The organism is Paraclostridium bifermentans (genome assembly GCF_964259345.1).
Classification (GTDB): Bacteria; Bacillota; Clostridia; order Peptostreptococcales; family Peptostreptococcaceae; genus Paraclostridium; species Paraclostridium bifermentans_B.
Window position 1 is genome coordinate 80,127 of sequence record NZ_CAXVJR010000008.1, and the last position, 23,047, is coordinate 103,173.

The following is a 23,047-nucleotide window of genomic DNA, read 5'->3' on the forward strand; positions in this document are numbered from 1 at the left end:
TCCCTCAAAATTATTCAACTACTGCTAATATATCATTTTGTTTTAATATTATATATTCTTGACCTTCTAATTTAACTTCTGTTCCTGCATATTTAGAGAAGATCACTTTATCTCCTACTTTTAACTCCATTTTTACTTCTTTACCATCTACTATTCCACCAGGTCCTACTTCTACTACCTCTGCCATTTGAGGTTGTTCTTTAGCTGCACCAGGTAAAACTATACCACTTGCAGTTCTTTCTTCAGCTTCAACTTTCTTTATTACTACTCTGTCAGCCAATGGTCTTATTTTCATAATTATCCCTCCTAATGAAATTTATATATGTAAATTTTTATTAACCTTTTTATCACTCTTATTTATAGACTGCTAATAATTTTATAATATATCAAATCTTTTTATTTTTCAATAGCTTTAATTGTATTTTATACATTTTTTATGCGAGGAATATTTACTTTTATTGACATAATTCCTCGCATACTTATATATAAGTTCTATAACATTGGTGAAAATAATCTAGCTACTGACTCTATCCATTTTTTTATAAAAGGCCTTTTTGCAAAATCATTCAAATCAATTTCTTCACTATTTTTTATATCTTCAAAGAAATCTTCTGTTATTTTTTTTATTATTTTTTCATCATACATAAATGCATTTATTTCAAAATTAAGCATAAAGCTTCTTAAGTCCATATTTGCAGAACCAGTTGATGAAATCTTATCATCTATAATTACTACTTTTGAATGTATAAACCCTTTTTTATATAAGTAAACTTTTCCCCCTGACCTTAAAATATCATCAAAATAGGAGTAAGATGCATGATGAACTATTTTATGATCTGCTATACTTGGAAAAATAATTCTTACATCAACACCACTAAGAGCTGCACTTTTCAATGCCCTTAATAAACTTTCATCCGGTATAAAATATGGAGTTTCTATATATACCCGCTTTTTGGCGTTACATATAGCTGAAAAATAAGCATAGTGTATAGCCTCCCAATCGCTATCTGGACCAGTTGCAACAACTTGTATCATAGAGTTACCTTTATCATCTAATTTAGGAAAAAATCTTTCTTCAAACGATACTTTTTGAGTTGTATAATACCAATCAGTTAAAAATACCATTTGTAACATATATACAGAACTACCTTCTATTCTTATATGGGTATCTCTCCAGTATCCAAACTTTTTATTCTTACCCATATACTCATCTCCAACATTTATTCCTCCTGTATATCCTATATAACCATCTATTATAGCTATTTTACGATGATTTCTATAATTAATTTTTCCTCCTATTATAGGAAATTTAGCAGGTAAAAATGGAACTATTTCTATTCCAACAGATTTCATTTCTCTAAAATATCCTCTATGAAACCAAAATCTCCAGCAACCAACATCATCATATAATATTTTTATAGTTATACCTTCTTTAGCTTTCTTTATTAATAGATTTTTTAGCTTTCTACCTATATCACTATCTTTTATTATAAAATATTCTAAGTGAATATGATCTTTCGCAGACTCGATATCTTTTAATAATCGTTCGAATTTTTCATTACCATCAATAAATAAATCCACTGTATTATTTGTTGTAAATGGAAATTTTCCAGTGTTCAAAAGAAGGCTTATGACTTTTTTCTTTATACCTTCATAATTATTATCATTTATTAGTTTTTTATCTTTTATCGCTTGCTGTTCAAGTTCAACTAGTTCTTCTATGGACTCCATATTTTTAAATAAATTATTTTCTTTTATATTTGTTGCTAGCTTTTGTGTTTTAAATATCTTGTGTTTTCTTATATTTCTACCTAAAACTGCATATATTAATAACCCTATACCTGGTAGTAATATAAATATCAATAGCCATGCCATAGTTTTTGCTGGATCTCTATTTTGAAGTATTATATTAATCGATACTATAATACTTGCTATATAAGATATAGCTACATAACTTAGTAATATTATGTCTAAAACACCCATACTACCTCCTTTAATTATCTGCCTATACCTAACTCTCGTGCATAATAGAATAAATATTGTTGTGCAAATCCAGAAAGTTCTCCAAATTTATCTATAGCGTATTTTCTAATTTTCGGTAAACTCATATCATCTTCTACATAAAATTCTTGCATAACTCTTTTTACCCATACGTCTACTGGAAAAGTATCATACTTTTGCATTCCAAATAATGCTATACAATCACATACTTTAGGACCTATTCCATTAAATTTCATAAGTTCTTTTCTGCAATCTTCAGTATCTAGTTTGAAATATTCATAAACATCATCATTATTGTTTATAACAGATTCTGTTGTAGATTTTATATATTTATCTCTAAAACCTGTAGAACAAGCTCTTATTTCTTCTACAGATGCATTATTCAGTTGTTCTGGGGTTGGAAAATCATAGTAATCTACACCACCGTATTCTCCTATATATGTACCATATTCTCTAGATAAATTAGCTATAGCTTTTTGTATCATAGGAATTCTATTGTTAGATGATATTATAAATGAAATTATCATTTCCCATGGATCTTGTTTTAATAACCTTATTCCCCATCCAAACTCTGTAGCTTTTTCTAAGTATTCATCCATTTTTCTTAATTCATTTTTTATTTGCGCATAATCTGTATCTAAATCAAAATATTCTTTCCAAATTTTATTAAAATCCTCTAAATTAGTATTCTTTAAATAAACTGTATCTCCTTCTCTCGATACGTTTATAACTCTTCCTTTTGCTACTCCAGTATAAGAGCCATCATCTTGAACCTTCCATCTAAAGCATTGCCCACATTCAAATATATGCTTTGGATCAAAATCTGATACACCCTCTAGTATAACTGTATTTTTATTTTCGTATATTTTCATTTTAAAACTCCCTTCAATTTACACTTATACCTTTCATTTTACCCATATTTCATTAAATTTAAATTAACTATTTATTTATAATACAAATTTAATTTAAAAAGTCTAGAGTAGAATTGATTATTTTTTTTTGCTAAAATACAGAAGACATTATTTTTAGAGGGTGATTATATGAGTAATAAAGGTGTTTTTATAGCCATAGAAGGGCCTATAGGTGTTGGGAAAACCACTTTAGCAAATATATTAAATAACCACTTCAACTATACATTGCTTAGAGAAATAGTTGAAGAAAATCCATTTTTATCAAAATTTTATACTGATATAAAAGAGTATGCTTTACAAACTGAAGCATTTTTTCTTTTTAATAGGATCAAGCAACTTGAAGATACTCAAAATGATTTTTTAAATAAAGGAATGGGTGTCGTAAGTGATTATCATATAATTAAGAATCTTATTTTTGCAGGAATAACACTTGATAAAATGCAATTTTATAAATATAAACAAATGTATAATATTTTCATTAATGACTTACCTCAACCAGATATAATTATATATCTAAACTCAAAAACTGATGTATTAATGAATAGAATCGCTATGAGAGATAGAAGTTTTGAAAGACAAATGGATAGAAACTATATAGATGAGTTAAGATCTGAGTACAAATATTATTTCAATCCTTTATCTATAAAACATAACTTCATTAGCAAAGAACCAATTATATTAGAAATAGATAATTCAAATTTAGATTTTTTAAATAGTGAAACTGATAGAAACTTTATAATAAAAAAAGTAGAAGATGCAATTAATTCCTTAGGAGGTCAATATAATGTTTAAGTTAGTAAATCAATGTAACAAACCACTAAATAGAGACTTATTCATAACTGTTGCTGGTAACGTTGGTGCTGGTAAATCTACACTTACTAAACTAGTTGGAGAAAAATTAGGTTTTGAAACACATTTCGAAAAAGTTGACGGCAATCCATATCTTGAAGATTTTTATCAAGACCAAAACACTTGGGGATTTCATCTTCAATTATATTTTTTAGCGCAAAGATTTAAACAACAAAAGGAAATTGATAGTAACGGATTAAATAATATACAAGATAGAAGTATATACGAAGATGTTGAAATATTCGCCAGAAACTTATATGACAATGGTAAAATGTCAAAAAGAGATTATATAACATATAGAGATTTATTTAATGATATGGTCCCTCATTTAAGAAGACCAGATTTAATGATATATTTAGATGGGTCTATTGATACTATAATAAATAGAATAAATCTTAGAGGGCGCGAAATGGAAAAATCTGTTGATTTAGAATATTGGACTAACCTTCATAATAGATATGAAAAATGGATAAGAGAATATGATCAATCTCCAGTTCTTTATATAAATATAAATGAAGTCGATTTAATAAATAATCCTGAACATCTTGATGCTCTATGTAATGAGATAAAAAATATATTAAATATATAAAAAAATGACCTTGATGGTCATTTTTTACGCTTAACGAATTTATACTTAATGAATATCTGTTTATAACTTATAGAGTATAGTTATATAAACACTTTGCCGAAAGTAAAAAAAGTACATTTTTGAGCAACGGACGAAGTCGTTGGCGAAAGGAGCGAAGCGACTTTTTTATAATAATATACTTATTAATATTATTGCTGTTATAATTTGTAAAATTCCTACAAATAAACCGTATAGAGATACCTCTTTTCCTTGTTTCATAAGATCTTTAAAATTAACTCTAAGACCTATAGCCGCTAATGCTATTATTTCTAGCTTACTACTTAACTCTTTTGCTATATGAGATACTTCCATAGGTATTAAGTTCATAGAGAATAATGCACATGTTATAAAAAATCCAATTACATACCAAGGAACTTTTATTTTCTTTTTAGAAATTTCAACTTCTTCTTCTCTTATAATTTCAGCATTACTTTTATGTTTTAAATGTCCAAATACAAATACTACTACTACTAAAAATATAACTCTCATTATTTTAAAAATAGTAGCTAGATCTTTTGTAGCTTCGTTTACCATAGCTCCACTCGCAACAACTTGCCCTACTGATTGTAGTGTACCTCCTATTATTGCAGAAGTTTTTATTAACTCATGATTATATAAAATCCCTGCTAAAACTGGTAGTAATAACATTAATACAACTCCAGTTACATTAACTATAGTTATTGCTATCCCTTTATCTTTATCATCCGCATCTATAACTGGTGCAGTTGCCGCTATAGCAGATGAACCACATACTGCGTTCCCACTTGCCATTAGAAATCTAAAATTTTCATTAAATCCTAACTTCTTTCCTATATATATTGCTCCAACTATTGTTACAGTCATTTGTATAATTATAAATAATATTCCACCTATACCTAATTCCATTATTGTTGAAATGCTTAGAGTTGCTCCTAAAAGAACTATTGAATATGATAATAACTCTGTTTCTGAAAATTTATATCCATCATAAAATTTTTCTTTATTTAAAAATAAATTCCCCATTATCATTCCTAAAAATATAGATATTGTTGCTGCCCCTAAACTCGGCGCATACCTGGCTAAGAATATACTTACAAATCCTATAATAACAGATACCATTAATCCGGGTAGTATACTTTTAAATTTATTCATCTTTTTTTCTCCTATTTTTTTATCTTTTTTTCATAAATTAGTATAACAAAACCATTATTATTGGTAAAATAGATATATAATATAATAACCATTATTTTTTTTAATGATTACTAACTAGGAGGTTTGCAAGGTGATAGAGGAATTTAAAACATTTATAGCCGTTGTTGAGCATCAAAATTTTACAAAGGCTGGAGAGAGTATAAACTTATCTCAACCAACAGTAAGTACGCATATAAAAAATTTAGAAAACTATTTTAATACAACATTGATTAATCGATCAATAAAACAAAAAACTATCTCTATAACGGATAATGGATATTTACTTTATAAAAGAGCTAGAGAAATAATAACTTCAATTGAATCCATTAAAGATGAATTAAATAGTATGTCTAACTCTATAAAGGGACATATAAAAATAGGTGCTAGCCTTACTATAGCTGAATATTTTTTACCTAATTTTTTAGCTTTATTTTCAAGTAAATACCCAGAAATAGAGTTAGAAATGTTAATTGAAAATACTCATAAGATTTGTGATAAAGTTAAGAGTTCTAATTTAGATATAGGATTGGTTGAAGGAACTTTAGCTTCTTTTGACTTTAACCAAAAGTTTTTCTTTAAAGATAATATGGTATTAACTTTTTCTCCAAAATCAGATATAGACTCTGGTAATTTCAACTTAGACTCTATAAAAAATAAAAAATGGATAGTTAGAGAAGATGGTTCAGGAACAAGAGAATACTTAAATATATTTTTAAGTACTCATAAAATAACCCCTAAGCAAATAATGGTTTTAGGTAGTAACTATGCTGTTAAAGAAGCCATTAAAAATAATCTAGGAATCTCAATTATTTCTAAATTGGTAACTGATTCAGAACCTGACTATTTATCTACCGTTAGCTTAGATGATACCTATAATAGATATTTTTCATTTATTACACCAAAAGGTATCAATCCGTCAAACACAACTAATTTGTTTATAGATGAACTTAATAAATATGCTGCTTCATTAAATAAATAAATAAAAATGGGATGGATTTTACAATCCATCCCATTTTTATTTACTTACATTCCTAATTCTTTAAATTCTCTACTTCCTGGCTTAGTTAATTCTATTTTACCTTCTTTACATAAAGGACATTCATCAGCTTCATAAACTTGTATATCTAATTTTATAGCACTATATATTGGCATCCCTATATCATGATTCGTTCTATCTGCTATACAAGCAACTCCTATAACTTCTCCGCCTAATGCTTCTAATGCTTTTTTAGTTTCTATAGTTGATTTACCAGTAGTTACAACATCTTCAGCTATTATTATCTTAGCTCCCGGCTTAACCTCAAACCCTCTTCTTAATTGCATAACACCATCTTTTCTTTCTGTGAATACAGATTCTTTGTTTAACTGTCTTCCTAACTCATAAGAAACTATAACTCCACCCATAGCTGGCCCTACAACTAAATCTATACCTAAATCTTTTATTTGATCTACAACTGTACTTAATACTTTTTCAGCTTGATTTGGAAATCTTAAAACTTTAGCACATTGAACATATCTATTACTATGCTTTCCTGATGATAATAAGAAATGCCCTTCTAATAAAGCATCACATTCTTTTAATATTTCAACAACATTTACATTACTCATAATTATATTCTCCCTTTTGTCTTTTTATTTTAGTTTTATCTATATTATTCCTCTAATTTCATCTAAACTTTGTATTCCTTCTCTGTCCATATAATCTTCTATTCCTTTGATTATATCTAATCCTATTCTAGGATTTATAAAGTTTGCAGTTCCAACTTGTATACAAGTTGCTCCAGCCATTATAAACTCTATAGCATCTTGCCAAGTAGTTATTCCGCCCATTCCCATTACAGGAATATTAACAGCTTTGCAAACTTCATGTACCATTCTAAGTGCTATTGGTTTTATAGCTGGACCTGATAATCCAGCATATACATTTTCAAATACTGGCTTTTTCTTATTTATATCTATGGCCATAGCTTTAAATGTATTTACTAAAGATATTCCATCAGCACCTTCTTCTTCACAAACTTTAGCCATACCAACTATATCTTCAGCATTTGGTGATAATTTTACAACTAAAGGTAACTTTGTTTTTGCTCTTACAGCTCTTACAACTTCTCTTGCAACTTCATTTTTTATACCAAAAGCCATTCCTCCAGCTTTTACATTTGGACAAGATATATTAAGTTCTATCATGTCTATATCTTGTTCATTAAGAAGTTCTACTCCTTTTATGTAATCATCTAGTGTTCCTCCACCTAGATTTGCTATCCTAACAGTATTTAATTCTTTAAAAAATGGAAGCTCATTTTCTATAAATCCTCTAACTCCTGGATTTTCTAATCCTACACTATTCATCATACCAGATGGTGTTTCATGAACTCTCATTCCTTTGTTTCCATCTCTTTTTTCTAGTGTAAGACCTTTACTACTTATTCCACCTAATTTTTCTATATCATAAATTTCTGCATATTCTTTTCCAAATCCAAAAGTTCCCGATGCCATTATCAAAGGATTTTTAAATTCTATATTTCCAAATTTAACATTTAAATTAGCCATTGAATATCACGTCCTCTCCCCAGAAAACTGGCCCATCTTTACATGTCTTTTTATTTCCAAATTTAGTCTTACAAGTACATACTAAGCATGCTCCAACACCACATGCCATGTGGTTTTCTAATGATACCATTATTTTTGTGTTAGTACCTTCTGTCATTTTAACTAATTTTTCCATCATAGGAGTTGGCCCACAAGTTAGTATATAGTCATATTTTTCAACATCTATTATATCCGTTACAAATGTATCCCCCAAAGCTATATTAACCTCATTACACACTGCTTTATATTCCTCTTCTAATATTACTTCTTTTCTAAATCCTAAGTAAGCATCACAGTTTTCTATATTCTTAGCTACTAAGTATAATGGTGCTATTCCGATTCCACCACCTACTAAAGCTACTCTTCCTTCTACTTTTTCGTATCCATTTCCATATGGTCCTTCTAGTTTAATCTCATCATTTTCTTTTAAGTTACTTAAAATTTTTGTGCCTTCTCCAACTACTTTATATAAAAATGATATTCCTTCATCATCTACATCATGAACACTTATTGGTCTTGATAATAAAGGATATGTATCCCAAGCTCTTAGCATATAAAATTGCCCCATCTTAGCATCAAAATTACCTGCTACTTTCATAAAATACATATCTTCTCCTATGTATTTATTTTCTAAAATTTTATACATTACATATCCCCCTTTATGTCATACATAATTTTGCCATTTTTTATAGTCATAAGTACTTTTCCTTTTACTCTTTGGCCATTAAAAGGATTATTTTTTCCTTTTGATATAAATTTACTTGTGTCTATAGACTCTTCATATTCTTCATCTACTAAAACTAAATCTGCTCTTAATCCTTCTTCTATCAATCCTTGGTCTAATCCTAAAAGTTTAGCTGGATTATAACTCATCATTTCACTCAATTTGCTTAATTTTATATTATTTTCACTAAATACCTTATTAACCATTTGGAATGCAACCTCTATATTAGATATTCCAGGTGACCCATTCTTCTTATCTTCCTCTGTATGAGGTGCGTGATCTGTTCCTATCATATCTATATATCCATCTTTTATTCCTTGTATAAGGTATTTCATATCTTCTTCTTCAGCAAATGATGGATTTACTTTATAATCAAGTCCATATCCAAATATATGATGTGGTCCAACTTCACACGTAAACTTAAATCCTTCATTTTTATACTTTTTAATTTCTTCTAAAGTATCTTTTAAACTTATATGACATATGTGAAGATTTCCACCTACTTCTTTAAGCAGTTTTAAATCTCTATTTACTATTTCATATTCGGGTTGGCAATGAGTTAATACTTTAAAGTTTAAGTTTCTAGATAACTCTAAAGCCTCTTTCATTATCTTTTCATTATGAAGTGTATATCCATCATCTGAAAATAAATCTGTGTAAGTTCTCATGCTTTCTATATCTATCATCTCTTGACCTTCAAGATTTTTAGTTATAGCACAAACTTGTTTTATTTCACATAAATCTAATTCTTTAGATTTATTTAATATATACTCCATCGTTTCTTTATTATCACAAGCCGGTTTAGTATTTGCCATAGGACAAAGAACTGTAAATCCACCTTTTAATGCAGCTTTTTGACCACTTTCTAAGTCTTCCTTATGAGTTAATCCAGGATCTCTTAAATGAGTGTGTAAATCTATAAAAGCTGGCATTAGTACATAATTTTTTCCATCTATACAATTAATGTTCTCTATATTTATATTTGAATCTATTTTAGAAATCTTACCATTCTCTACAAGTACATCACTTTTTAAGTTTTTTTTAGCATCTACTACTCTAACATTTTTTATAAGAAGATTATTCATTTATGTTTACCCCCAAAAGTTTCATTATTAGAGCCATTCTCACATACATTCCAAACTGTGCTTGTTTAAAATAAACCGCTCTATCATCTTTATCTACTTCTGTATCTATTTCATTTACTCTTGGTAGTGGATGCATTACTAACATATCTTCTTTGGCTTTATCCATTTTATTAGTAGTTAGTATATAATAATCTTTTAATCTTTCATATTCAGCTTTATCTTCGAATCTCTCTTGCTGAACTCTTGTCATATAAAGTACATCTAGGTCACCTATAACTTCATCTAAGTTATTTGTTTCTACATAATCATGTCCTTTTATAGATTCCTTTATATACTCTGGCATTTCTAATTCTTTAGGTGATATAAATACAAATTTAGTATTTTTATATCTAGCCATAGCTTTAACTAGAGAATGTACTGTTCTTCCATTTTTTAAATCTCCACATAAGCCAATTGTATGATTTTCTAAACTTCCTTTAAGTGATTTTATTGTAAGAATATCTGTAAGTGTTTGAGTTGGATGTTGATTTCCTCCATCTCCCGCATTTATAAATGGTACTCTAGCAAATTTTGATGCTTCTAGAGCTGAACCTGCTCTTGGATGCCTCATAGCAATAACGTCTACATAACAAGATACTGTTTGCATAGTGTCTTCTAATGTTTCACCTTTAGCTGTTGATGATGAGTTCGGTTCAGAAAAGCCTATCACTCTTCCTCCTAATCTATTCATAGCTGCTTCAAAGCTAAATCTTGTTCTTGTTGATGGTTCATAAAATAAGGTTGCTAGTAAATTACCTTCACAAACACGCGAGTATTTTGATGGGTTATCTATTATCTTCTGAGATAACGATAATATTTCATCTATTTCATCTATTGAAAAGTCTTCTGGTTGGATTAAATTTCTTCCCTTTAAGTTCATTTTATATATCCTCCTTTTTTAGCCTCTCTGGACTAAATTTAAAAGTATCTTAATTTTTTCTTTGATAGTAGCTTATCACCTTTGCCAAAGTATGTCAATATAACTTTTTATATTTTGTAATCTTAAAATTATTCAATTTTTCAATTTAATTTAGCATTATATAAACTAATTACTTTAATAAAATTGTTATTTTTATTAATTACACAAAAAAGAGACTATCTAAAAATAGACAGTCTCGTATTTTTCATTTATTATAATACTCTCTTAGCTCCTACATAAGCATTTTGCCAGTAAGAAGAGTTTATATTACTAACTTTAACAACATCTCCTGCTTGAGGTGCATGTATCATATTTCCTCCACCAACATATATACCAACGTGGCTTATTCCTCCACCACCAGTAGCAAAGAATACTAAATCTCCAGCTTGTAAATTAGCTTTACTTACAGATCTACCTACTCCATATTGAGATCCTGAAGTTCTTGGTAAAGATATTCCTGCTGCATTTCTGTATACATATGAAGTTAATCCTGAACAGTCAAAGCTATTAGGACCTTCAGCTCCCCATACATATGGAGATCCTAACTTAGAGTATGCTAAGTTTACTACAGCACTAGCTGCATTTGTATTACTTGTTGGAGGAGCTGGTTTCTCCTCTGGTTTAGCTTCTTCATTACTTGAAGAATTATTATTATTTGATGATTGATTGTTATTATTATTGTTATTAGTATTACTATTGTTATTGTTTACTACATCGCTACTGTTGTCTTCTGACTCAGTTGACTCTTGTGTATTATTTTGATCATTAGTTGACTCTTGTACATCATTTTGAGCTTGATCATTAGTTGACTCTTGTACATTATTTTGAGTTTGATCAACAGTTGATTCTTGTACATCATTTTGAGTTTGATCGTCAGTTTGAGTTTCTTCTTCAACTACTGGAGCTTTATCTGATACATATAAATCTCTTATATATCCTTCTTTATCTCCACTCTTAACTTTTACCCAATTGTCTTTAGTTTCTAATACTTTAACCTTTGTAGATGCATCTAACTCATCTTTTACTTCAGACTCTGTAGTTGCTTTTTCTCTTAAGTTTACTTTATCTGCTGTTACATATCCATGAGCATTATCTACATCAACAAATCTAGATGCTACCCATCCTTCAGACTCATCATCTAATTGGATTTTATACCAACCATCTTGCTCTCCTACGATTCTGAATGAATCTCCTTCATATGCTACAGTTTGAACTGAACCTTGTTTTCTTATCTTTACAGCTACTCCGTCTTTTACAGTAGCCACTTTATAATCTACATCTTTAAAGTTTGCTAAATCTATTATACTCTTTTCATTTACTTCTTTAGTGTCTTTTTTATCTGTAACTTTTTCAGTTTTTGCGTCATCTGCATGTGCTACTCCATTCATTGATAATGCCATAAATGATGCAAATACTGGTACTAATATTTTTCTCTTCATAATGTTTCTCCTCCAAAATTCACCCATAAGTTTTCTTACGTTTTATTTTAATAGATTAAACCTATGTAGGATAAAATACTAATACACAAGATATCTTTTTATTTTATTTATATATTATAACTTTTGTAACTTTTTTGTAAATAATTGTTACAAGTTATGTAGTATTCTTATATTAAAGATAATTAATTTATATCTTGTATATAATATTTAAATTTATTATTTTATCCAAAAATAACCTTAATATACATTTTTATCTTTATTATATACTAATTTTTTCAAAAAGTAAATATTTTTACCTATTTTAGCATATACCATTACATAAAAAATTTCTTTTATGTATTTTTTTATGCTCTTTTTGTTTATAAATAGAAAGTGCATACTTCTAGATCGTGCGATCTAGAAGTATGCACTTTTATATTATAAAAATTTATATTTTCAATTTATTAGCAGTTAAGAGCTGCTTCTGGAGCTTCTGTATACCATCCTCTTAACTTCATAGCTGCAGATACTCTCTTTATAGACATCATATATGCAGCAGTTCTCATATCAACTTTATGTTCTCCTGCTAGTGCCCATATTTCTTCAAAAGCTTTTACCATTAAAGCTTTTTCTTTTTCTTGAACTTCTTCGAAAGTCCAGTTGTATCTCATTAAGTTTTGTACCCACTCGAAGTAAGAAACTGTAACTCCACCACTATTAGCTAATATATCTGGTACTAAAGTAACACCTTTTTCAAATAATATATGGTCTGCTTCTGGAGTAGTTGGTCCATTAGCACCTTCACATACTATTTTAGCTTTTATATCAGCTGCATTAGCAGAAGTTATTTGATTTTCTAATGCACATGGCATTAATATATCAACTTCTCTAGTTATAACACTTCCATCAAATGCTTCTGCACCTGGGAATCCTTTTATACATCTATGTTCTTTATTATAAGCCATTAATGCTTTCATATCTATTCCATCTTTATTGTATATAGTACCTGTGTGGTCTTCTACATATATAACTTTTGCTCCAGCTTCTTCTATGTACATACCTGCGAAGCTTCCAACATTTCCAAATCCTTGAAGTCCTACTGTAACATTAGATACATCTATACCTTTTTTCTTAGCTGCTTCCATTGCCATTGTAGCAACTCCATATCCTGTAGCTTCTGTTCTAGCTAAAGATCCGTAGAAATCTACTGGCTTTCCAGTAAATACTCCTGGTTGGAATTCCCCTGTAACATTTGCATACTCATCTAACATCCAAGCCATTATTTGTCCATTTGTATTAACATCTGGAGCTGGTATATCTTCTTTTTCTCCTATTATTGGAGCTATAGCTCTTGAGAATCCTCTAGATATTCTCTCTAATTCACCTTGAGAAAATTCAGTTGGATCGATGGCCATACCACCTTTACCTCCACCATATGGTATACCTACTACTGAACACTTGAAAGTCATCCAAGTAGATAATGCTTTAACCTCATCCATGCAAACCGCTGGATGGAATCTTAATCCACCTTTAAATGGTCCACAAGCATTATTGTGTTGTGATCTATATCCTGTAAATGTTCTTATAGTTCCATCATCCATTTTTACTGGGAATGATACTTCTAATACTCTCATCGGATTTTTTAATATTTCATATACTGCTGGATCAGCCCCTAACTTATCACATGCAGTTTTAACTTGAGATCTTGCTATCTCTAGAACATTTAAAGTTTTTTCAGCCATTTTAAAAGCCCCCTTAAAAATATTTATAATTTTATATCCCCTGTTTCTTTTTTGAAAACATTTTCCTGTTGTTACATTTTGATTATAACATAGTTTTTTTAGCTTTTGTATATAATTTCTATTAGTTTTTTATTTAACAGTCTTGACTTTATTTATAACTATATCGACCCTATTTACATTTATTAAAGTTGTTTCATACAAAGACTTTATTATGTGTTTTTGAATTTGGTAAATACTTTCAATTCCTTTAAATAAATTAATTTCTAAAATTATAAAAACTTCTAGATTGCTGTTTTTATTTTGAAATTTTACACTATTTACCTTATTTATTTCTTCAAATTTAGAAAGTTCGTGAAAAATTATTTGATTTATAGCATTCTTACTTATATAAAACTTACCTATATAGCTAAAAGTAGGTCTTATTATAGTTTTTTCCATTACAATAGAATCTTTATTATTTCTTTTAAATAACCTTTTTATAGGATTTATACTTAATCCACTAGCAATTGATTTAACTTCCAAAGTAGGAACGGGTATTATATGATTTCCGGCTTTTCTAGATTCCTTTGCTATACTTATTTCAGATTTAGTAGCAATATCTTGAATATAAATAGTTTTATCTATTTTATCGATTCCTAATCTTTTAGATATTTGATTTACCATCCTGTCAGAAGTTCCTATCAATAAAATCTTATTTATATTTTCTTCTGTAATTTTTCTCTTAACAGAATCTCGATGATCATTATCATTAAAAATAGCTCTTTTAACTGCTTGTATTTTTGTGCTTGCTTGTTTCGCTGATATCCCTGCTATTATCTTATTCTTATGAATTAAAATTCCATCATCAACTATATAGTTTATATTATTTTCATAAGCAACCTCTAAAGCTTTATAGCTCTTTCCAGTTCCACTTTCTCCAACTAATGCATATACTTTCATAATTTCTCCTATAATTTAGATATAATTTAAAGGCTATAGATTTTTATCTATAGCCTTTAATATTATATATTATAGCAAAACTCTCCATTTCCTTTAATAGAAAAGAAATCTGCATATCCTATATCAAATATTCTATTTTCTAAATTATCAACTTCTATATTATTTTTTATAAGTTGAGTAAATACACCTACATAAGATATATCACCTTGAATAATACAACCTTTAAGTTTGTTATTTTTTATAATAAACTTTTTATATCCATTTTTGTCTTTAATTATTTTTACAACACAATCTTTATCAATATTATCTACTATACCTAATGAAACCGTAGGAATTCCTAAAAAATTCATTGTGTTTCTATATATAAAATCATCATCTATATTTTTTTTAATTTCACACATATTATATGCAGCTACAATGCCTTGTTTAACAGCTATTGGCCATATAGCATTTTTTCCAACTACATCGCCTGCTGCAAATATATTTTCTATGTTAGTCTTACAATGATCATCTATTACTATTCCTCGGTCATATTTTATAATATCTTTATCTATAAAGTTTGCATTAGGTACAACTCCTGTAGCAACTATTGCCAGTTCACACTCTATACAAGTTCCATCATCCAATAAAACTCCTGTTATATTTTTACTACTATCTATGCATATTTCTTTTACAGATGCATTAGGATAAAATTTTATACCAATCTCAGTAAATTTATTTTCATAGATAGACGCAGAGTATTCATCTAATTGCCTATTTAAAATGAATGGTTCTCTGTATATTACAGATATTTCTAGATTTTCATATTCTAAAAGTCCTACTAAAGCATCTATTCCAACAAGCCCAGCCCCTAATATTGTTATTTTTTTACATGACTTAGCTTTTTCTCTTATATTATATACATCTTCTATATTTCTAAGTCCATATACAAAATTAGATTCTTTTAAGTTCTTTATAGGTGGCATCGCAGAAGATGCGCCTGTAGCTATCAATAGTTTATCGTATTGTATTTTTTTATTATCTTCTTTCATTTCTATAAATTTATTTTCTATATCTATAGATTTAACAGTACATCCTTTAATCCAGTTAACTCTATATTCTTCTTCAAAGTTTTCTTCTACGAAGTTTAAACTATCTAATTGTCTATGTTCTGATATAACATGGTGTAGCATGCATCTTGAATATATATTTTCATCCTTGGAAATCATAGTTATTTGCGAGTCTTTGTCTAATTGTCTTAAAGTTTTAACTGCATTTATTCCTGCAGCACTAGCACCCAGAACTACATACTTCATGTTCTACCTCCTCCTGTAGCATTATCGCCCCAGTTGGACAGTTCGCTACACACCTAGGATATCCTAAACCTTTGCACATATCACATTTTAGTATAGTTTGTTTAGTTTTATCATCTGGCTTTAAAAGTCCATATGGACATGCCATTACACACATATAGCATAATCCACATTTTTCTTCATTGTAACTAACAATTTTACTTTCTTTATCTTTAGTCATAGCTCCACTCATACATGTTAATACACATTCTGGTGTGTCACAATGTCTACATACTATCGGAACTGGTTTATTACTTTTATCTATTTCAATATGATTTCTTCCATCATTATTTAAACATTCTAAATCTAAAGTATACATATCCTTGTTTGGATTATGTTTTACCATACAAGCTAAAACACAACTTTTACATCCTGTGCATAAATCTTTATTTATTAAAATTCTATGCATAACACTCCACTTCCTTTAGACCAAGTTTTTCTCTTCTGTCTATAACTATTTTCTCTAAAGTGTCTGCTGAAGATTTAACTTCTGAATCTACTATAACGTGTCCTCCTGTAAGGTCTTTTAACTTTTCAGTTAAAACCTCTGTTACTAATTTACCACCTGTTATAAATGGAGGTAGTGCTAAATGCAGAGGTAATCCTAATGCTAATCCAAATGCACCATCAGCTAAAGCTTGTTCTTCTAACCATTGTGGTGCTGATAGTACTAAAGGTAATTGAGGTATATCTATACCTAACTCCTTAGCTATTTCAGTTGCAACTATTTCAAGTCTTCCTATTGCTAAACATGGTCCAAAGTTTAATACTGGAGGTATTCCTAAAGACTTGCATACTTCTTTTAAATTGTCCCCTGCTAATTCTTCAGCTCCAGGAGACATTAATCCAACATTTTCAAGTCCTCCAGTCGAACATCCTGCTGATAAAACTATTATATCTCTCTTTATAAGTTCTTTTGTAAGTTCTACAGTAAATACATCGTGTCCTTTAGCCGTCATATTTGAACATCCTACAACTGCTGCAATTCCTTTTATCTTACCTTCTCCTATCAAGTTTATAAGTGGTTTCCATGAATCTCCCAAGAAAGCCTTTAAATTCTTTTCACTTACACCAGTTAAAGAAGACTCATATCCATGATCACTAGGTATATCTATTTCAATTTCATTTCTTCTATTTTTATAGCTTTCTAAAGCTTCATTTATTAATTTATTTGTAATTTCATCTATATTATTTCTGTCAAAGTGAATATATTCTGCATTAGATTTTTTAGCTACATCATCTAAACATATCATTTTCACCTTATATTTATCAGCTATTGGTTCTATACCAGGTATAGTACAGTTAAATTCTGATAAAACCATATCTATTGCTCCTGTAGATAATACAGCTTCACTTGTAAAGTTATTTCCTGCATGACCTGCAAATATTTCTTGGTAGTGCTCTCCTCTTAATTGTAAATCTTGACCTACACATGTACATCCAACTAGTCTAAATCCTTTTGCTCCTAATTCTTTAGCTAAAGCTACTACATCTTCATCCTTTAATCTATCTTGGAAGTTAGAAAATGTTGAATGTTGATGTCCTGTTATCATTATGTTTATATAATCTTTGTCTATAACTCTAAACCCTACTGGAGCCGTTCTTATTACAGGTTCTCCTAACATAACATCATTAAGTAAATTTGTTAATGTAAGCCCATATAACCCTGTAGATATACCAAGATTTAAACAGTTAACTAACATATCAACTGGATCACTATTTAAATTAGTAGATGATTTTACTATAGCATCAAATACTTCTGATTTAGCTCCACCTGGCATTATCCCTAACGCTTTCCACTTTTTAACTCTTGGTGCATATGCTATTTTTTCTACTAATTCCATTTTGTCATCTCTAGATTTATATAAATCATCTAAAACCTTTTGTGCTACTTTTATACATTTTTCATGTCTATCTTTAGCTTCAACCCCAAATATTTCAGCAAGTTCATCTATTGTTTTTTCTCCTTTTATTATCCCTTTATCTTCCCCTAATTTTTTTAAGTTTCTTGCTGTATTCTCAACAACATGTAAATAACATGCTGCTCCACTTGCAACTGCTCTTAAAAAGTTTCTCGCAACTATTGTATCTGCGTCTGCTCCACATATTCCCCTTGGTGATTTAGGCGTAACCCTACAAGGTCCATTTGCACATAATCTACAACATACTCCTTGTAATCCAAACCCACACTTTACCTTTTGATCTTCTGTTCTGTGAAATGCTGTTTCAACCTCTCTAGTTGCTACAAAACTTTCTAACTTCTTATCTGCACTTTCACACATTTTACAACTACTACAATTCATTTGTTTGTCCCCCTAATTTAGTTTTAATAATTATTACTATTTTTACTTATAATACCATTTATTGTTAATTATTAAACATGTTTTTCGAAATTTTTCTGAAAATTTTAAAAAAGATATATGAGATTTATAAAAATTAATAATAAATCTCATATATCTTTTTTTATTTATTTAAACTTTCGCTAATATCTATTACCTTGTTTAATATACGATTCTTTTCTTCTCCTTCAGATGGAGTAGGTTGATAATTATTTATATTACTTTTAGAAGATATAGAACACGGTATTAAATTCGGTTTATTAATACTCACTAATTTTTCATCTTCAAAATTAAATGTTTGTTGATATATAAAAGCATCTTTATCTTTTGGATTTTTATTCCCCCCAAAACAAAAGTTACTTAAACTATATGCTATATATTTTTCTTTATATTTTTCAATACCTTGAATAACATGAGGATGGCTACCTAATACTCCATCAACTCCACTATCAATAGCAAAGTGTGCAAAATCTATTTGAACCTTATCTGGGTAATACATACTTTCCGTTCCCCAATGAAAATATGCTAAAATTAAATCAGATTCTTTTTTCATAACTTCAATTTCATTCTTCATATTATTTAAATATTTATCATTATAATTTTCTGGCCATCCATTATATCCCAATAATCCAACCTTAACTCCTTTTACATCTATTATAGCTTGCTTACTTGAACCAAAATACTCAATACCATTTTCTTTTAGTATAAATTCAGTATCTTTTAAGCCTTCTTCTAAATAATCTTTTGAATGATTGTTAGCTAAAGTAACTGCTTCTATATTTCCTTCTTTTAAAATATTTACATAGGTTGGATCTCCTTTAAATGCAAATCTTTTTACTTGAGCATTATTTGATGTTGTAAGTGGTCCTTCCAAATTGACTACCGTTAAATCATCTTGTTCAAATACATCTTTTACATTTTGAAAAAAATAACTATAATTTTGATTTTGTTTTTCAAATTCATGGTCAAAAGAACTATAATATGATGCTCCTTTATAATTTCCCATAGTTACATCTCCAGCAAAACTTATAGTTATACTTTCCTTTTTTGCTTTCTTTTCTGTACTCCCAGTCGACTTTATATACTTCTCTTGTTTTACTACTTTATTATTATAATTAAAAGCATTTCTCCCCCCTATATAAAATATAAACATTAGAAAAACAAATGGTATAGCTAGTAAAATACCCAATCTTTTTTTGTTAATTCTCCTCCCCATAAATACTCTTCCCCCTAAAAATTCATTCCATATTTATTATAGTTCAATTGTTTTAATAAATATAAATATTCTGTAAAATATGTTTATTTTTTGTATATATGCTAATTATTGTTATATTATATTTTTTTTGATATAATAACTATTGAACATATTATTTACATAAATTAGGAGGGGATTTAGAATGGCTTACAAAATAAATGACGCTTGTATAAGCTGTGGTGCTTGTGAAGCTGAGTGCCCAGTTAGCTGTATATCAGCTGGAGATGACAAATACGTTATAGATGCAGACGCTTGTGTTGAGTGTGGTGCTTGTAACGGAGTTTGTCCTGTAGATGCTCCACAACCAGAATAATTTAAAATTATTCAAAATAAAAACTACCTACAATTGTAGGTAGTTTTTTGTATTTTGTATACTATTTGTCTTCGTTCATAAGATATGATAATGTAAATAAACTCTCTGTTAAGTTTACATTTTCAACTATAACATCATTTGGAACTTCTAAATCTAATGGTGCAAAATTCCAAATCCCTTTGATACCAGACTTCACAAGTCTATCTACAACATCTTGCGCCCCATTCTTTGGTATACATAATATAGCTATATCTATATCATTTTCTGTCACGAACTCTTCGATGCTTTCAGAATCTAGTATTTCAAAATCTCTAATTTTTAACCCTATCATTCTTGGGTTTGCATCAAATAAAGCTTTTATTTTAAATCCTGCTTTTGTAAATCCTGTGTAGTTAGCTATAGCTTGTCCTAAATTTCCAGCCCCAATTATTATAGAGTTATAAGTTCTAGATAATCCTAGTATCTTTCCTATTTCATTATATAACTCCTCAACATTATACCCGTATCCTTGTTGTCCAAATCCACCAAAGTTGTTTAAATCTTGTCTTATCTGAGATGCTGTAAAACCAATTATATCACTTAATTCTTTAGAAGATATTCTTTGTATATCTCTATCTAATAAATCTCCTAGATATCTGTGATATTTTGGTAATCTTCTAATTACAGCCATAGAAATATTTCTATTACTCATATTCTCACCTCCTAATTTTAGTCCATGATCCCTAAACCATGCTATTTTTTTAACATAGTACATATATCCTTGATTATATTATATCAAAACATTATAATTTTAGGTAGTTTAAAGGAGGTATAATTTTATGATTGTTTTGTCATGTAATAACTTAAATAAAAGTTTTGGAATAGATACTATATTAGAAGATGTAAGTTTTACTGTAAATGAAGGTGATAAAGTCGGTATCATAGGTGTTAACGGTACTGGAAAAACAACTTTATTTAAAGTACTTTCTGGTATATATGGTTATGATAGTGGTGATATATATCTTGGAAAAGGTGTAGAAATAGGATATCTTGAGCAAAATACAAATTTTCAATCCGATAAAACTATATATGAAGAAGTTTTAGAGGTATTTTCAGATTTAATAGAAATGGAAAACTATATAAGAGGTTTAGAGGTTAAAATTTCTGAAGAAAGTTCAAATCCAGATTCTAAAATATTAGAAAAGCTTATGAATGAGTATTCTCATAAATTAGAACTTTTCTCTGAATTAAACGGTTATGGATACAAATCAGAAGTTAAAGGAATATTAAAAGGTTTAGGTTTTTCAGATGAAAATATGGAAACTCCTATAAATATTCTTTCTGGAGGAGAAAAAACTAGAGTCTTACTTTCAAAATTATTACTTAAAAATCCTTCTCTTTTACTTCTAGATGAGCCTACTAACCATCTTGATGCAGATGCTATAGAGTGGCTTGAACTTTTCTTAAAGCAATACAAAGGAACAGTTATACTAATTTCCCATGATAGATATTTCTTAGACCAAGTAGTTAACAGAGTTTTTGAAATACATAACAAGAAACTTAGAACTTATAATGGTAACTATTCTAAATTCGTAGAATTATCTAAAACGGAGAAAGAATTAGAAGTAAAAAAATACGAAGATCAACAAAAAGAAATAAAAAAACAAGAGGAGTCAATCGAAAGACTAAAAGCCTACGGCAGAGAAAAGCATTTAAAAAGAGCTAGAAGTAAAGAAAAAATGCTAGATAAAGTAGACGTAATGGACAGACCTGATGTTTTTAGAAAAAGAGCTAGTATAAAATTTAATCCTGCAGTCTCGAGTGGTAATGATGTACTAGAAGTTAAAGATATTTCTATGGGATATGGAGAAAAAATACTTTTTAAAGATATTAATTTTAATATTTACAGAGGAGAAAAAGTAGCTTTAGTAGGAGCTAATGGTATCGGTAAATCTACTTTATTTAAAATAATAATGAATGAAATAGTTCCTTTAACAGGGTCAACTAAATTAGGTACTAATGTTCATGTTGATTACTTCCACCAAGAGCAAAAAACTCTTAACTTAGATAACACTATAATAGATGAAATTTGGGATGATCATCCTCAGCTTAGTCAAACAGAACTTAGAAATATGCTAGGTGCATTTTTATTTGAAAATGAAGAAGTATTTAAAAAAATATCTACTTTAAGTGGTGGTGAAAGAGCTAGAGTTGCAATATTAAAACTTATTTTATCTAACTCTAACTTCTTACTGTTAGACGAGCCTACCAATCACCTTGATATAGACTCAAAAGAAGTACTAGAAGAGGCTTTAATTAATTACACAGGAACTTTATTTACTATATCTCATGATAGATATTTCTTAAATACAGTTGTAGATAAAATATTAGTATTAGATTCTGAAGGAATAACTGAATATCTTGGAAATTATGACTATTATATAGATAAGAAAAAACAAACTACTGAAATGAATGCAATAGAGGTAGTAGAAGAAAAAACAAAAACTCAATTAAAAGATGAGAAGAGAAAAGAAAGAGAACAAAGAGAAATTGAGAAAAAAGCTAGAGTTAAAAGACAAAGTATAGAAAAAGAAATAGAAACTACGGAAGAAAAAATAGAAGAGTTAAATATGCTTATGTGCCAAGAAGAAGTTTATTCTAACCCTGAAAAATCTAAAGAAGTAGGACAAGAAAAGTCAGAACTAGAAGATAAATTAAATAGTCTATACGAAGAATGGGAGCAGTTAATGTAAACTGCTTCTTTTTTTAATAATTCTGACATTACCAATAGAAATTAGTTGCTATGCATATACTAT

General features: G+C 28.8%; 22 protein-coding genes. 5 read left to right on the plus strand and 17 right to left on the minus strand.

What is annotated here, in order from left to right:
- Positions 1-10 precede the first annotated feature (10 nt).
- The 3 genes from groES to ACEXNK_RS14755 form a co-directional block, all read right to left on the minus strand.
- A complete protein-coding gene (groES, locus tag ACEXNK_RS14745) occupies positions 11-295 on the minus strand; it encodes a co-chaperone GroES (RefSeq protein ID WP_373599886.1) in 285 nt (94 codons plus the stop codon).
- A gap of 197 nt (positions 296-492) precedes the next feature.
- Positions 493-1,983 carry a cardiolipin synthase gene (gene cls, locus ACEXNK_RS14750; protein ID WP_373599885.1) on the minus strand — a complete coding sequence of 497 codons (1,491 nt, stop codon included), beginning with the start codon at positions 1,981-1,983 and terminating at the stop codon, positions 493-495.
- 14 nt (positions 1,984-1,997) lie between these two features.
- Positions 1,998-2,873, minus strand: coding sequence for a DNA-3-methyladenine glycosylase family protein (locus tag ACEXNK_RS14755; RefSeq protein WP_373599884.1), 876 nt, complete (start codon positions 2,871-2,873; stop codon positions 1,998-2,000).
- A gap of 168 nt (positions 2,874-3,041) precedes the next feature.
- On the opposite strand from ACEXNK_RS14755, the gene ACEXNK_RS14760 reads away from it, so the two are divergent.
- Together ACEXNK_RS14760 and ACEXNK_RS14765 are read left to right on the plus strand one after the other, a co-directional pair.
- Positions 3,042-3,704 carry a deoxynucleoside kinase gene (locus ACEXNK_RS14760; RefSeq protein ID WP_373599883.1) on the plus strand — a complete coding sequence of 221 codons (663 nt, stop codon included), beginning with the start codon at positions 3,042-3,044 and terminating at the stop codon, positions 3,702-3,704.
- Positions 3,697-4,350: a deoxynucleoside kinase gene (locus ACEXNK_RS14765; RefSeq protein WP_373599882.1), complete on the plus strand. Its 654-nt coding sequence runs from the start codon at positions 3,697-3,699 to the stop codon at positions 4,348-4,350. The genes ACEXNK_RS14760 and ACEXNK_RS14765 overlap by 8 nt, the downstream gene beginning before the upstream one ends.
- Positions 4,351-4,515: 165 nt before the next feature.
- Here ACEXNK_RS14765 and ACEXNK_RS14770 read toward each other — a convergent pair whose 3' ends face one another.
- On the minus strand, positions 4,516-5,520 hold the full coding sequence (locus tag ACEXNK_RS14770) for a YeiH family protein (protein WP_373599881.1): 1,005 nt from the start codon (positions 5,518-5,520) through the stop codon (positions 4,516-4,518).
- 130 nt (positions 5,521-5,650) lie between these two features.
- Here ACEXNK_RS14770 and ACEXNK_RS14775 point away from each other — a divergent pair, with 130 nt between their 5' ends.
- Positions 5,651-6,538 carry a LysR substrate-binding domain-containing protein gene (locus ACEXNK_RS14775; protein WP_373599880.1) on the plus strand — a complete coding sequence of 296 codons (888 nt, stop codon included), beginning with the start codon at positions 5,651-5,653 and terminating at the stop codon, positions 6,536-6,538.
- Between the two features lie 44 nt (positions 6,539-6,582).
- Here the strand turns inward: ACEXNK_RS14775 and pyrE are convergent, their stop codons facing one another.
- From pyrE to ACEXNK_RS14835, 12 genes are all read right to left on the minus strand, one after another.
- Complete coding sequence (pyrE, locus tag ACEXNK_RS14780; RefSeq protein WP_373599879.1) at positions 6,583-7,167, minus strand: orotate phosphoribosyltransferase; 585 nt, start codon at positions 7,165-7,167, stop codon at positions 6,583-6,585.
- A 39-nt stretch (positions 7,168-7,206) separates the two neighbouring features.
- Positions 7,207-8,109, minus strand: a complete 903-nt coding sequence (locus ACEXNK_RS14785; protein WP_373599878.1) for a dihydroorotate dehydrogenase — start codon at positions 8,107-8,109, stop codon at positions 7,207-7,209.
- Positions 8,102-8,794, minus strand: coding sequence for a dihydroorotate dehydrogenase electron transfer subunit (locus tag ACEXNK_RS14790; RefSeq protein WP_373599877.1), 693 nt, complete (start codon positions 8,792-8,794; stop codon positions 8,102-8,104). The genes ACEXNK_RS14785 and ACEXNK_RS14790 overlap by 8 nt, the downstream gene beginning before the upstream one ends.
- The gene (locus ACEXNK_RS14795) at positions 8,794-9,957 is read right to left on the minus strand and encodes a dihydroorotase (protein ID WP_373599876.1); all 1,164 of its coding nucleotides are present in this window, start codon (positions 9,955-9,957) and stop codon (positions 8,794-8,796) included. Before ACEXNK_RS14795 ends, ACEXNK_RS14790 begins: the two co-directional genes overlap by 1 nt.
- Entirely contained in the window at positions 9,950-10,876 is a 927-nt protein-coding gene (gene pyrB / locus ACEXNK_RS14800) for an aspartate carbamoyltransferase (RefSeq protein ID WP_373599875.1), read from the minus strand. The genes ACEXNK_RS14795 and pyrB overlap by 8 nt, the downstream gene beginning before the upstream one ends.
- Before the next feature lie 251 nt (positions 10,877-11,127).
- Entirely contained in the window at positions 11,128-12,354 is a 1,227-nt protein-coding gene (locus ACEXNK_RS14805) for a C40 family peptidase (protein WP_373599874.1), read from the minus strand.
- Positions 12,355-12,797: 443 nt separating this feature from the next.
- Positions 12,798-14,075 carry a Glu/Leu/Phe/Val family dehydrogenase gene (locus tag ACEXNK_RS14810; protein ID WP_373599873.1) on the minus strand — a complete coding sequence of 426 codons (1,278 nt, stop codon included), beginning with the start codon at positions 14,073-14,075 and terminating at the stop codon, positions 12,798-12,800.
- A gap of 129 nt (positions 14,076-14,204) precedes the next feature.
- Entirely contained in the window at positions 14,205-15,014 is an 810-nt protein-coding gene (locus tag ACEXNK_RS14815) for an ATP-binding protein (protein ID WP_373599872.1), read from the minus strand.
- 62 nt (positions 15,015-15,076) lie between these two features.
- Positions 15,077-16,309 carry an NAD(P)/FAD-dependent oxidoreductase gene (locus tag ACEXNK_RS14820; protein WP_373599871.1) on the minus strand — a complete coding sequence of 411 codons (1,233 nt, stop codon included), beginning with the start codon at positions 16,307-16,309 and terminating at the stop codon, positions 15,077-15,079.
- Positions 16,284-16,754: a 4Fe-4S dicluster domain-containing protein gene (locus ACEXNK_RS14825; RefSeq protein ID WP_373599870.1), complete on the minus strand. Its 471-nt coding sequence runs from the start codon at positions 16,752-16,754 to the stop codon at positions 16,284-16,286. Before ACEXNK_RS14825 ends, ACEXNK_RS14820 begins: the two co-directional genes overlap by 26 nt.
- On the minus strand, positions 16,747-18,648 hold the full coding sequence (gene cooS / locus ACEXNK_RS14830) for an anaerobic carbon-monoxide dehydrogenase catalytic subunit (RefSeq protein WP_373599869.1): 1,902 nt from the start codon (positions 18,646-18,648) through the stop codon (positions 16,747-16,749). The genes ACEXNK_RS14825 and cooS overlap by 8 nt, the downstream gene beginning before the upstream one ends.
- 160 nt (positions 18,649-18,808) lie before the next feature.
- The gene (locus ACEXNK_RS14835) at positions 18,809-19,900 is read right to left on the minus strand and encodes a CapA family protein (protein WP_373599868.1); all 1,092 of its coding nucleotides are present in this window, start codon (positions 19,898-19,900) and stop codon (positions 18,809-18,811) included.
- A gap of 181 nt (positions 19,901-20,081) precedes the next feature.
- Here ACEXNK_RS14835 and ACEXNK_RS14840 point away from each other — a divergent pair, with 181 nt between their 5' ends.
- Positions 20,082-20,252 carry a DUF362 domain-containing protein gene (locus ACEXNK_RS14840; RefSeq protein ID WP_373599867.1) on the plus strand — a complete coding sequence of 57 codons (171 nt, stop codon included), beginning with the start codon at positions 20,082-20,084 and terminating at the stop codon, positions 20,250-20,252.
- A 61-nt stretch (positions 20,253-20,313) separates the two neighbouring features.
- On the opposite strand, the gene ACEXNK_RS14845 is transcribed toward ACEXNK_RS14840, so the two are convergent.
- Entirely contained in the window at positions 20,314-20,943 is a 630-nt protein-coding gene (locus ACEXNK_RS14845; protein ID WP_373599866.1) for a redox-sensing transcriptional repressor Rex, read from the minus strand.
- 127 nt (positions 20,944-21,070) lie between these two features.
- Here ACEXNK_RS14845 and ACEXNK_RS14850 point away from each other — a divergent pair, with 127 nt between their 5' ends.
- Complete coding sequence (locus ACEXNK_RS14850) at positions 21,071-22,984, plus strand: ABC-F family ATP-binding cassette domain-containing protein (RefSeq protein ID WP_373599865.1); 1,914 nt, start codon at positions 21,071-21,073, stop codon at positions 22,982-22,984.
- The last annotated feature ends 63 nt before the right edge of the window (positions 22,985-23,047 follow it).